This is a genomic window from Caproiciproducens puteiluti, from assembly GCF_052442865.1.
Taxonomy (GTDB): Bacteria; Bacillota; Clostridia; order Oscillospirales; family Acutalibacteraceae; genus Caproiciproducens.
In genome coordinates, this window is sequence record NZ_CP194790.1 from 1,025,278 (window position 1) to 1,037,457 (window position 12,180).

Consider the following 12,180-nt stretch of genomic DNA (forward strand, 5'->3'; position numbering starts at 1 on the left):
AAGCAACAGTGTGAGTTTAAAGGGGTTGAACAGATTGAGCCATGGAGTAAAAATTTGTAATGTGGTGAAGCGGTATGACGATTTTACCGCGGTAAACGATATTTCATGCGATATCCGGCAAGGGGAGTTTTTTACGCTGCTGGGGCCTTCCGGCTGCGGAAAGACCACATTGCTTCGGATGATCGCGGGGTTTAATACGATTGACGGTGGAAAAATTTATTTTGACGACAAAGTAATTAACGATATAGAAGCTTATCAGCGCGATATCGGCATGGTGTTTCAGAATTATGCCATTTTTCCTCATATGACGGTTTTTGACAACGTCGCTTACGGGCTGAAGGCGCGCAAGCTGCCCAAAAGTGAGATTGAGCCGAGGGTAATGGAGGCGCTTGAGCTCGTACAGATCAAGAATCTGAAAGACAGAAAACCCTCCGAGCTGTCCGGCGGCCAGCAGCAGCGCGTCGCCCTTGCCCGGGCGATCGTAATCAAACCGGGCGTTCTTCTGATGGACGAACCGCTTTCCAACCTGGACGCAAAGCTCAGGGTTCAGATGCGCACCATTATCCGCAAGCTGCAAAAGGATCTGAACATCACAACGATTTATGTCACGCACGATCAGGAAGAGGCGCTTGCCATTTCGGACCGGATCGCCATTATCAACGCGGGCCGGATCATGCAGATCGACACGCCGTCCACCATTTATAAACAGCCGCAGAATTCTTTTGTCGCGGGATTTATCGGGACCTCCAACTTTATGGAGGGGCAGATCGAGCAGCTTGACCCCGACAAAATCGCGCGTGTGAGGCTGGACGCCGGCTTTGAATTTTCCGTAAAGCTGAAAAAGGGCCTTGAGGGAAGGATCAGGGCTTCGGTCCGCCCGGAGCAGTTCCTTATGGACGACGGGAATGAAGCCGGAATTTCAGGCGAAATCCAGATGTACACCTTCCTCGGCGACTTCGCCAGCTATGAGGTCAAGCTGGAAAACGGTCAGGTCGTACAGGCGAACGAATACACAAAAGATATTGATTTTGTCCGGGATATCGGCCATAAGGTGCGCCTGAGCTTCCGTCCGGAAAAAATCAGCGTGTTCAGCGAAGACGGAACCGAGGTGTTTTCATGAACGCTGAAAGGACTTCCCACAGAAATTTTGCGAAATACTTCAATTTCTGGAATCTGGTAAAGTACGGCTCCATGCTGCTGCTGCTGGTGTTTCTGGTCTATCCGTTTTTCTCCGTTATCTTCCACAGCTTTCTCAGCAGCGACGGAAAATTCACTTTCGAATTCTATAAGATTTTCTTTACCAAGCAGTATTATTATCGCACCCTGTGGAACAGCCTCGCGACTTCCGGAATCTCTACCGTTTTTGCGATTATCATCGGCGTTCCGCTCGCTTACATAACCAGCCGCTTCAACGTGTACTGGAAAAAATGCATCAATATGCTGATCATTATGTCCCTGATGTCGCCTCCGTTTATCGGCGCGTATTCCTGGATCATGCTGCTCGGCAGAAACGGCCTGTTTACGAACGCGCTTGCGAAAATCGGCATTATTACTCCGCCGATTTACGGCTTTGGCGGAATCGTTCTGGTGTTTACCCTGAAATTTTTTCCCTATGTTTATTTATACGTTTCAGGTGCCATGTCGAGCATCGACCGCTCTCTGGAGGAGGCGGCCGAAAACCTCGGTTCCAGCAAGCTGAGAAGAGTGATGACGATTACCATGCCGGTGATCATGCCGACGCTTGCGGCAGGCGCGATCATGGCGTTTATGTCGTCGCTGGCGGACTTCGGCACGCCCATGCTGATCGGCGAAGGCTACAAGGTTCTTCCCGTCCTCGTATATGAGGAGTACATGAGCGAAATGGGCGGCAACGCCAACATGGCCGGAGCGCTCAGCGTCGTGATCATCTGCTGTTCCACCGCGGTGCTCCTGATTCAGAAATATGTGGTGGCGCGCAAGAATTACGTCATGACCGCGCTCCGCCCCCCGATCGTGGAAGAGCTTTCCCGGGGGAAAAGAATCCTTCTGACCGCGCTTTGCATGTTCGTCGCGTCCGTCGCGTTTTTACCGCAGATCGTTGTGATCTTTACGTCCTTTATCAAGACGAACGGGCCGATCTTTGTGCAGGGCTTCAGTCTGGAAAGCTATGAAAAAATCTTCTACAAGCTGTCCAAGAATATCACGAATACGTTTATGTTCTCCTTCATCGCCATCATCATCATTATTATCTTTGGAATGCTTCTTTCCTACCTTGTCGTGAAAAAGAAGAGCAAAATCAGCAGCACGCTGGATTTGCTGCTGATGTTCCCCTATGTGATCCCCGGCGCCGTGCTCGGCATCAGCATGCTCGTTGCGTTCAACAAGCCCCCGCTCATGCTGTCCGGCACCGCTGTCATTATGATTATCGCCTATGTCATCCGGAAAATGCCTTATACCATCCGTTCCAGCAGCGCGCTGCTGTACCAGATCGACCCCAGCATTGAGGAGGCCTCCATCAACCTCGGCGTATCCCCAATGCGCACCTTCTTCAAAATAACGGCGAGAATGATGGCGCCCGGTGTTTTGTCCGGCGCGATCCTGAGCTGGATTACCACCATCAACGAACTGAGCTCCAGTATTATGCTGTACAGCGGGAAAACCGCGACGATCTCGGTAGCGATCTATACCGAGGTGGTCCGTTCCAGCTTTGGAACCGCCGCGGCGCTGGCGTCCATTCTGACGGTTGCCACCATTTTGTCCCTGCTGCTGTTCAACTGGGTCAGCAAGGGCAGGGTTTCCGTGGTCTGATGAAACGAAAAGGGAGCGGACAGAAACTGTCGGCTCCCCTGTTTTCGTAATGGGCTTTTCGGATTCCGGCAACCATTGTATAATGGATAGTGGATGGTGATCATATGAGTTCTGAAAAAAAGGGAAAGATCAGTTTTTTTGCACGGCTGTTTATTTGCTTTGCCGTTATCAGCATCGTTCCCGTTGCGATCCTGGGAACGCTTACCTACACCATCTCTTCCAATATCTCTATGGGAAATGTGGAATACCAGTCCTCCAAAACGGTGAACAACGCGGCGGTGAGCCTGGAGCAGACCATCGGCGAGTACCGGTCCGCCCTGTCCTATTTCTGCGAGGACGACGACACGGTCCAGAAAATCGGCGCTCCCGCGATTACCCAGTCGGACAGCACAAGCCTCTACCAGAAGATGTATATTTTACTGGCGGGAAAATCGACCAACGTGGCAATGCACTTGATCAAGGCGGACGGGTCGTTCGGAATTTCCACCTCCGTGATCCCGGAAGCCTATCATGTCCGAAACCACGGCGACTGGGGGATTTTCCGCGAAATGAATGCATCCTACGGCACCGTCCTGTACTCCAACCATTATGTTTCGCAGGAAGGGAAAAACTACTGTATCGCGGTGGGCGACAGTATCCGGAAGGACGGACAGATTATTGCCTATGCGGTGATCGATATTCCGTCGGACGTCTTTCAGACGGCGCTCGATTCGGTCAACGTATCGCTTCCGGTCCGGTACGCCGTTGTGGATAAAAATAACTATATCCTGTATGATGAAATCTTCAGCGGACAGAACCGGATTTTTATGGATACGGACTTCCGGAATCAGATGCTTCAGGCCGGAGAAAACAAAAGGTTCTATCTGGAAAAGCCGAAACGCATCATTACGTGGGAAACAACCCCGGGCGGATATCCCCTTCGGGTGATTTCCTCGGTTCCGGTCGAGCTGGTCGTCATTAACAGCAACTATATCATGGATACCGCCATCGCGGTCGCGCTGGGCTCCATTTTCCTGTGCGTGCTGATTTCACCCATGCTGGTGCGCAGCCTGACCAAACCGCTGAACGCCATTGTCCGCACCATGAACAAGGTCCAGAACGGTGACACCAGCGCGCGCGTCGACGTACGCAACGACGACGAATTCGGTTATATCGGGCGGAGCCTGAACTCCATGCTGGACCGCTTGAATGAACTGTTTGCCACCAATCTGGAAAAGCAGAACCGGCTGCGCCTGGCGGAGCTGAAATCTCTGTATTCGCAGATCAATCCCCATTTTCTGTACAACACTCTGGATTCCATCAAATGGCTCGCCAAGCTGAACGGGGTGGACGATATCGTGTTGATTGTTTCCCAGCTTGGAAAGCTTCTGAAAAACAGCATCCGCAACGAAAAGGAATCCGTTCAGATTTCAGAGGAAATCGGGCTGGTCGGGAGCTATCTGTCCATCCAGAAAATACGGTATGAGGATAAGTTCGACGCCGCCGTACAGGTGGACGACGACATTATGGACTGCTACGTGCCAAAATTCATCATTCAGCCGATCGTCGAAAATGCGATTATACATGGAATCGAGGATAAAATCGGGAAAGCGCATTTAGTCATCCGCGGCTGGAGACAGGATGACAAAATCATTTTTGAGGTGGAAGACGACGGCGTGGGAATCAGTGAAGAAAAGCTGAGCAGCATCCGGCGGTCCGCCCGCGCAAAAGCGCTCGACAGCGACAGCATTGGAATTGCAAATGTAGATAAACGGATCAAACTGTACTACGGCGAAGATTTTGGGCTGGAAATCCAAAGCGAAGAAAATATCGGTACGGTCACGCGGATCACGATGCCTTTTTCAACTTTACCGCTTGGAAACGAGAATGTGGGGGGTTCCGGTAATGATTAAAGTAGTCGTTGTTGAAGATGAAGTTCTGGTCAAGAAGGGCCTGATCCTGACCACGGACTGGCAGAAGTACGGCTGTGAAGTCGTGGGGGAGGCCTCCAACGGAATGGAGGGAATCCGTGAGATCACCCGTATCCGGCCCGATATCGTGATCACGGATGTCCGGATGCCCGGCCTTGACGGAATCAGCATGATTGAACAGATCAAGGCAGGCGGCATCAAGCCGGAGTTTGTTATCATTTCCGGCTACAGCGAATTTGAGTATGCCCGGCAGGCGGTAAAGCTTGGCGTCCGCGATTTTCTGATCAAGCCGATTGACGACGACGATCTGGATGCCGCGCTGAAAAGTACCTGTGAAGCGGTGCACGATAAGCAGCGTATCCACAAAATACAGGATAAAATGAACGATATTTCGGACAGCCGCGTCATGCTGTTTAAGGAATATCTGTTGGATGAAAAAAAGGATAACGACTATGTTGCTCTGGCCGTCAAGCATATCAGTGCCAACTATCAGAAGGACATCAGCGTGAAGAGCGTCGCGGACGGCCTTTTTATCAGCGAAAGCTACCTGAGCCGCCTTTTTAAAAATACGGTAGGGCAGACCTTCGGGGATTATCTGACCTATTACCGCATCAAAAAAGCCTGTGAGCTGCTGAAAAAACCGAACGGGAAAATCTATGAGGTCGCCAATCTGATCGGCTACAAGGATCAGCGTTATTTCAGCATGATCTTTAAAAAACTGGTGGGAGTCACTCCAAAAGAATTTCGTGAAAGACTGGAATAAGCCCTACGACATTTCCAATTGATTCTGCAACAAGGCTGCGTTTCTCCCCAGCCGAGGACGGGAAGGAACGTGTTTTGTCTCGCAAACTGAAAGGGAATTGCTATCAATCGTTAGAAAGGCATGATAACCGATGATAAAGAACATTGTATTTGATATGGGAAACGTTCTGCTGGCATATACTCCGGAGGAATACATCCAGACGATCACACAGGATGAGGCCGCGGCGGCCGCCGTGCTGAAAGAGCTGTTTCAATCCGAGGAATGGCGGCAGCTGGATGCCGGCACCATTACGGAGGAGGCTGCGGTCCCCCAGGTCTGCGCAAGGATTCCCCAATATGCCGCGGAAGTGAAAAAAGCAATGGACAACTGGCACTCCGACTTGACGCCCATGCCGGGTATGCCGGAAATAGTGATCCGGCTCAAGGAAAAAGGCTATAAAATTTATCTCCTCTCCAACACGAGCCTGCGTTTCTTTCAATATCGCGATAAGGTGGAAATGTTCCGCAGTTTTGACGGCTTTATCGTCTCCGCAAAAGAAAAGCTGGTAAAACCGGATGTCGCCATCTTTGAATGCCTCTGCGGGCGGTACGGCCTTCTCAGCGGAGAATGCCTTTTCATCGACGACCTGCAGCAGAACATTGACGGAGCTGAACAAGCGGGATTTCACGGGCACCTTTTTCGTGGGGCGGAGGAGCTTTCCCAATATCTTGAAGAAAATCACGTCCTATAAAAATATCCCTTCGGAAAGCGCTCAGCTTTCCGAAGGGATATTTATGTATGCGGACTTTCTGCTTTGTTTTGCGATCTCAATCTTTTTATGGCCTTCTTGATATTCATAATAGATTTCAATCTTATCCGGGGAAGAAATTGCTTTTTGGGGGCTTAATCGCCCGACTTCCTGCGCGGTAAAGTTTTGACAGAACAGATTGTAAGGAGCATGGTCTTTCTTAAGAGTTTCTTTTAAAAAGATACAGCCGTTTTTCATAAAAATAAAAACCACCTGAAAACGGTCGTCATGGTAAAGCTTCTGCTGCTCTGGGACATGGGATATGCTGATTTGCGGCAGGCGGTTCCCGATCGTGTCTTTGTATCCGACCGGCATGTTCAAGTTCACTATGTCCGCTTCCTCTATCCAATCCAATTGGCCTCCGTCTTCATCAAACAGGGCTTCGGGGATATGATCAGCCATGCAGACATAGGGGACGATGAGCGTCTGCTCCCTGCCGATTTTGTAGAGCCATGGATGCCTTAACTCCTGTACCGTTATCCCGATACCGGACTCTTCCTTGTATTCCTGTATCAGTCTTTCAACGGTTGACCGGTCGGTTCGTTCCAGCTTTCCGCCTAATAGCTCATATTCCTCTCTTCTGTTTTTTCTTAGAAGATATTTGCCGTTTCTATTTAATACACCTTTTACGGATACGGAAATTTCCAAATTGATCAATTCCTTTCCGAGATGCAGATTTTCTGTATTTCAATTGTATATAGGAAAAATGTAAAAGTCAATAAAGGAAAAGAGTCCGGCGAAAGCCGGGCTTTTCTGCTGTTCGGGAAAAGTAGAGAAAATAGGATTGGTATCCCGGAAGCTGTTGAAGGAAAAGGAGAAACATTTTCATCTGTTTTCCGAATTTATGTGGAATAATAAGTTTGCAGGACCATCCTTTCGGTTGGTAAAAGCGTGTTTTTAAAGACAGTTATACAGAATTTCTCGGCCAAGTTTGGAACAAGTATACAATTGACTTTCCAAAATCCAGATGATAATATTATAATAAAGTAATGTTATAACAATATTACTTAATCAGTAAAAAACGAAAAGGGGAACAAAAATGAAAAGGATACTGGCATTACTCTTATGTGTAACAATGGCTTTCGGTATGACGGCCTGCGGAGCATCCAATTCGGATGCATCCTCCGGCTCTGACGCTTCCGCCGCTCCGGCGGCTTCCGGCGCTGGCTCCGGCAGCAAGAAGATCGCGTACGCGATTCCGGGACTGACCGGTCCGATCTGGAACGCCGCGGGCGAAGGCTTCAAGAAGCAGGCTGAAGAATTCGGCTGGGAAGCAACCATTATCGACCCGAACGATAATCTGGAAAATCAGATTTCCATGGTGCAGAACGCAATGTCCACCGGCATCGACGGCCTTGTCATTACGCCGATCGACGGTCAGGCGGTCGCTCCGCTGATGTCCGAACTGGAATCTTCAAAAATCCCGGTTGTTGCCATCGACCGTCAGGTGCAGGGAACGTCGCTTGCAACGGTTGAAGCCGATAACTCCAAGATCGGTAAGGAAATGGGCGAAATGTTCATCAAGAGCCTTGGAAACGAAAAGGGGAAGGTCCTGATTGTCGGCGGCCCGCTGTCCAGCTCCGCGACGGTCAACAGAACCGAAGGCTTTAAGCTTGCCATCAAGGGCCACGACAATATCGAGATCGTCGGCGAGTCCGCTACTGAATTTGACAATGAAGTCGCTCTGGCCGCCGTTTCCAATTACCTGCAGGCCAATCCGGACATCAACTGCATCTTCTCCTGCACCGACTCCCTGCTGCCCTCCATCATGACCGCTCTGGAAGAAGGCCACAAGCTTGCTCCCGTCGGGGAAAAGGGACATGTCTTTGTTTATTCCGTGGACGGCGACGGCTACGGACTGACTCAGGTCGTCAACGGCAGCATCGACGCTACATACGGTCTTGATCCCTATGAGTGGGCCGCTTCCGCCGTCAAGGCGCTGAAAGATTCTTTTGACGGAAAAACCGTTGAAAAATCCATCCTGATTTCCGGCCGCATCGTTACAAAGGATAATTTTGAGAAGCTGAAGGCCGACGGAGTCCTCTGGGGCGCGGATTCCATGAAGAAATAATCAACTTTCATTTGAGGGGGCTTTCCGTTTGAAGTCTGAAGAAAGCCCTCTTTTTAATGTAATAAGAATGGTGGTGCTAACGAATTGGATCAAAACATCATTGTCAATATGAAAGACATTACCATGTCCTTTTCGGGAAACAAAGTGCTGAAATCCGTTAACTTTCAGCTGCGCCGGGGCGAGGTCCACTCGCTGATGGGTGCAAACGGCGCGGGAAAAAGCACGCTGGTCAAAATTCTAAACGGGATTTACCACCCGGTATCCGGTACGATCGAAATCGACGGAACGCCTGTGAATATCAAAAGCCCCGGGGATACCGAACAGTACGGCCTGGCTTTTGTGCATCAGGAACTGAACGTCTGCATCGACATGACGGTCGCGGAAAACATGTATCTCGGCAACTGGATCACGGACAAGCGCGGCCTGTACGACAGAAAGGCGACCTGCGCGAAAGCGAAAGAACTGCTTGACATGATGGGGGTCAGTATCGACCCGGACGCCAAGGTTCGGTCGCTGCGCACAGCGGAAAAACAGGTAATCGAAATTCTGAAAACCCTTACCAAAGACGCAAAAGTGGTGGTGCTGGACGAGCCCACTTCCTCTTTAAATGAAAAAGAGAAAGAAAACTTCTTCCTGATCGTCGACAAAATGAAGCAGCGGGGAGTCAGCATTATCTTTATCTCCCATTTTCTTGAGGACGTCATACAGATTTCCGACAGGGTAACCGTTTTGAAGGACGGCGTAAACAACGGAGCGTTTACCGCCGGCAGCTTTACCAAAGATGATTTGATAACCGCGATGATGGGGCGCAAGCTGGAAAACAGCGACTATGAGGTGATTCAGGTCAAAGAGGATGCCCCGGTAGTACTTGAGCTTAAAGATTTCACCAGCGCAAAAAAATTCCAGAATATCAATCTGCAGATTCAGGAAGGCGATATCGTTGGGGTGTGCGGACTGCTGGGAGCGGGAAAAACGGAAATCGCACGGGCGGTTTTCGGTCTGGACTCCTACGATTCGGGGGACATTCTGCTTTTCGGAAAAAGAATGGCAAAACCGCGGCCCGATAAAATGATCGAAAACAAAGTGGCTTTGCTCACCGAGGAAAGAAAGCTCGAAGGCTTCGTGCCTTTGCTTTCCATCCGGGAGAACATAACACTATCCATTATAGAGAGAATGCGCGGAAAGGGCCGGGCGATCGACCGGAAAAAACAGCAGGAGCATTCCCAGCGGTTTGCCGAACAGATGAAGGTGAAAATGTCCGGCATTGAGCAGTCCGTCGTGTCGCTCAGCGGAGGAAATCAGCAGAAGGTCGTTATTGCAAAGTGCCTTTCCAGTGAACCCCGGCTCTTTTTGCTGGACGAACCTACCCGCGGTGTGGACGTTTACGCAAAATCGGAAATTTATAAGATTTTAAGAAATGCGGCGGAAGCCGGGACCGCGATTCTTATTTTTTCCTCAGAGCTGGAGGAGCTTCTGGAAAACTGCAGTAAAATCATTATTTTGAAAAAGGGCAGCGTTTCCGGCATTGTCAATGCGGCAGAAATGACAAAAAATGATTTAATGGGCCTGATCGGCTAAGGGAGGTCAACACGATGCAAAACGAATTGAAAAAAATACGGAAGTATTTTTCTGAGGACGCTGTGCGTCTGGGCATCATCGCAGTGTTTTTGATTGTAATGCCTTTTGTGTCCCCGTATTTTCTGAAAACTAAGAACATCATGAATATCCTGCAGAACATTTCCCTGCAGGGCATTACGGCCATCGGAATGACGATGGTAATTATCACGGGCAGCGGCGGCATCGACATTTCGGTCGGCGGCGTGCTGGCGCTTTCCGTCTGGGTTGCGGCCCTGATGATGAAAAGCGGCGTTTCATGGGTGCTGGCGGTTGTCGTGGCCATTCTGATCGCTGCGTTCTGCGGCATGGTGAACGCGTTCTCTGTGGGAATCATGAAAATTCCTCCCATGATCGCGACTCTGGCCATGATGTATATGACCCGCGGGCTGCAGACCGTTATTTCCCACGGCTCCACCCTGAACGGTCTGCCCGAGCAGTTCCAGTATATCGGGCAGGGAATGGTCTTCGGCGCGGTTCCCATTCCCGCGATCCTGATTGTGCTTCTGTACATAGTCGCCGCGTGGTTCATGAACAAAACGGTCACCGGCCGGAATATCTACGCGATCGGCGGAAATCCCGAGGCCGCGCGTGTAGCCGGTATTAAAAACAATCATGTGATTTTCTTCTGCTATATCGCCTGTTCCGTTCTGGCGGCAATCGCCGGACTGATCTTCATTGCAAGAATGGACTCCGCGCCCGCGACGGTCGCGAACAATCTGGAAATGAAAGCCATCATGGGCGCCGTAATCGGCGGAACCAGCGTCACCTTCGGCGGCAAGGGCAAAATGATGGGAACCTTCCTCGGTGTTGTCATTGTCGGCCTGATCAGCAACGCGCTGGACCTGATGGGGGTTTCCGCCTATTATCAGCAGTTCATTCAGGGCGCGCTGGTTCTGGTCGTCGTATTTTTGGAAGCCGTACGGACCAGAAGGGAAGCCAGGAGAAGCTGATCCGTCCCCGCGGCAAAAGCCGGAACCGGTTGTCCGGCGATTACGATTCAAAGCAATACTACGTCTGGAGGGCAATTATTAAATGAGAAATGCGCTATATATCCAATCGGGAGGGCCTACCACGGTGATCAACACCTCGGCGTACGGGGTGATTACCGCGTGCAGGGAAAATTCAGATAAAATCGGCAGGCTGTACTGCGCCGAATACGGCATGGTCGGACTGCTCAACAACCGGTTAATTGATGTCTACTCGGAAGACAGCACCCAGCTGGAACTGTTACAGCAGACGCCCTCCTCCATTTTCGGTTCCTGCCGGTACCATGTGACGGATGAAAGCGATTACCGCAAAATTCTGACTACTTTACAGCAGCATGATATCGGTTATCTTTTTTACAACGGCGGAAACGGCACGCTGCGCGCCTGCAGGGACCTGATCCGCTATCTTGACAGCCGGAACTATGACTGTAATGTCGTTGTAGTGCCCAAAACGGTGGATAACGACATCGGCGGCATCGACCATTCTCCGGGTTTTCCCTCCGCGGCGCGTCATGTGGCCATTACCGTTTCGGAGCTTGCCCACGACATCCGGGTCTACGATACGGGGCTGATAACGGTCGTAGAGGTGATGGGGCGCAACACCGGGTGGCTTGCCGCCGCAACCCTGCTGAGCAGCAGGGACGGAAACGGGCCGGACCTGATCTATACGCCGGAGGTGCCCTTTGAAACGGAACGCTTTCTCAAAGATATCCGCGGGGTATATGAGCAAAAAGGGAAATGCCTTGCCGTTGTCGCGGAGGGCGTGAGAGACTCCGGCGGGAAATATCTGTTTGAGTACGGCAGGGAAAACGCGGTGGAAAATCCCGAAATCAGCATGGGCGGCGTAACGCCCTACCTGACCATGCTGCTCCGCGGCGAGTTTCCCTGTAAGGTCCGCGGGATCGACCTGGGGCTGATGCAGCGCTGCGGTATGCACACTGCGGCGCCGGTGGATCTGCGTGAAGCGGCGCAGCTGGGCGGCGCGGCGGTCACTGCCGCGCTCAACGGTGTCAGCGGGAAAATGGTCACGCTGCAGCGGGTCAGCTCAAGCCCGTATCTTGTAAAAGAAGCTTTGGCGGATGTGGAAGAAATCTGTGATCTGGACGCTTCCATGCCGCTGGAATACATAACAGATGACAAGAATTATATCAGGGAATCCTTTTTGGATTACATTGAACCGCTGGTCGGCGAACTGCCGAAATATGCCAACCTGAAAATGAATCTGGCGTAACGTCCGGCCGGTATTTTTGAAAAGAGGT

At 50.9% G+C, this 12,180-nt stretch carries 10 protein-coding genes; 9 read left to right on the forward strand and 1 reads right to left on the reverse strand.

The annotated features are described in order from the left end of the window. Positions 1-34: 34 nt before the first annotated feature. The 5 genes from ACRQU7_RS04870 to ACRQU7_RS04890 all read left to right on the forward strand — a co-directional run bounded on the left by ACRQU7_RS04870 (position 35) and on the right by ACRQU7_RS04890 (position 6,190). Positions 35-1,120 (forward strand): ABC transporter ATP-binding protein, encoded by a 1,086-nt coding sequence (locus tag ACRQU7_RS04870; protein ID WP_141828161.1) that lies wholly within the window; start codon positions 35-37, stop codon positions 1,118-1,120. Beyond that, complete coding sequence (locus ACRQU7_RS04875; RefSeq protein ID WP_038322844.1) at positions 1,117-2,787, forward strand: ABC transporter permease; 1,671 nt, start codon at positions 1,117-1,119, stop codon at positions 2,785-2,787. Before ACRQU7_RS04870 ends, ACRQU7_RS04875 begins: the two co-directional genes overlap by 4 nt. 104 nt (positions 2,788-2,891) lie before the next feature. Beyond that, positions 2,892-4,679, forward strand: a complete 1,788-nt coding sequence (locus tag ACRQU7_RS04880; protein ID WP_444644166.1) for a sensor histidine kinase — start codon at positions 2,892-2,894, stop codon at positions 4,677-4,679. After that, on the forward strand, positions 4,672-5,460 hold the full coding sequence (locus tag ACRQU7_RS04885) for a response regulator transcription factor (RefSeq protein ID WP_141827369.1): 789 nt from the start codon (positions 4,672-4,674) through the stop codon (positions 5,458-5,460). Before ACRQU7_RS04880 ends, ACRQU7_RS04885 begins: the two co-directional genes overlap by 8 nt. A 130-nt stretch (positions 5,461-5,590) precedes the next feature. Further along, positions 5,591-6,190 carry an HAD family hydrolase gene (locus ACRQU7_RS04890; protein ID WP_444644168.1) on the forward strand — a complete coding sequence of 200 codons (600 nt, stop codon included), beginning with the start codon at positions 5,591-5,593 and terminating at the stop codon, positions 6,188-6,190. Between the two features lie 21 nt (positions 6,191-6,211). On the opposite strand, the gene ACRQU7_RS04895 is transcribed toward ACRQU7_RS04890, so the two are convergent. After that, positions 6,212-6,895: a hypothetical protein gene (locus ACRQU7_RS04895; protein ID WP_444644170.1), complete on the reverse strand. Its 684-nt coding sequence runs from the start codon at positions 6,893-6,895 to the stop codon at positions 6,212-6,214. A gap of 391 nt (positions 6,896-7,286) precedes the next feature. Between ACRQU7_RS04895 and ACRQU7_RS04900 the strand changes: the two genes are divergently transcribed. The 4 genes from ACRQU7_RS04900 to ACRQU7_RS04915 all read left to right on the forward strand — a co-directional run bounded on the left by ACRQU7_RS04900 (position 7,287) and on the right by ACRQU7_RS04915 (position 12,152). Continuing rightward, positions 7,287-8,318 carry a sugar ABC transporter substrate-binding protein gene (locus ACRQU7_RS04900; RefSeq protein WP_444644172.1) on the forward strand — a complete coding sequence of 344 codons (1,032 nt, stop codon included), beginning with the start codon at positions 7,287-7,289 and terminating at the stop codon, positions 8,316-8,318. An 84-nt stretch (positions 8,319-8,402) separates the two neighbouring features. Next, positions 8,403-9,896 carry a sugar ABC transporter ATP-binding protein gene (locus tag ACRQU7_RS04905; RefSeq protein WP_444644174.1) on the forward strand — a complete coding sequence of 498 codons (1,494 nt, stop codon included), beginning with the start codon at positions 8,403-8,405 and terminating at the stop codon, positions 9,894-9,896. A gap of 14 nt (positions 9,897-9,910) precedes the next feature. Further along, positions 9,911-10,885, forward strand: coding sequence for an ABC transporter permease (locus ACRQU7_RS04910; RefSeq protein ID WP_444644176.1), 975 nt, complete (start codon positions 9,911-9,913; stop codon positions 10,883-10,885). A gap of 82 nt (positions 10,886-10,967) precedes the next feature. Next, entirely contained in the window at positions 10,968-12,152 is a 1,185-nt protein-coding gene (locus ACRQU7_RS04915) for a diphosphate--fructose-6-phosphate 1-phosphotransferase (protein ID WP_444644178.1), read from the forward strand. Positions 12,153-12,180 lie beyond the last annotated feature (28 nt).

Coding starts and splice junctions, on each gene's coding strand:
- ACRQU7_RS04875 (WP_038322844.1), top strand. CDS start 1,117: ATGAACGCTGAAAGGACTTCCCACAGAAATTTTGCGAAATACTTCAAT.
- ACRQU7_RS04880 (WP_444644166.1), top strand. CDS start 2,892: ATGAGTTCTGAAAAAAAGGGAAAGATCAGTTTTTTTGCACGGCTGTTT.
- ACRQU7_RS04885 (WP_141827369.1), top strand. CDS start 4,672: ATGATTAAAGTAGTCGTTGTTGAAGATGAAGTTCTGGTCAAGAAGGGC.
- ACRQU7_RS04890 (WP_444644168.1), top strand. CDS start 5,591: ATGATAAAGAACATTGTATTTGATATGGGAAACGTTCTGCTGGCATAT.
- ACRQU7_RS04900 (WP_444644172.1), top strand. CDS start 7,287: ATGAAAAGGATACTGGCATTACTCTTATGTGTAACAATGGCTTTCGGT.
- ACRQU7_RS04910 (WP_444644176.1), top strand. CDS start 9,911: ATGCAAAACGAATTGAAAAAAATACGGAAGTATTTTTCTGAGGACGCT.
- ACRQU7_RS04915 (WP_444644178.1), top strand. CDS start 10,968: ATGAGAAATGCGCTATATATCCAATCGGGAGGGCCTACCACGGTGATC.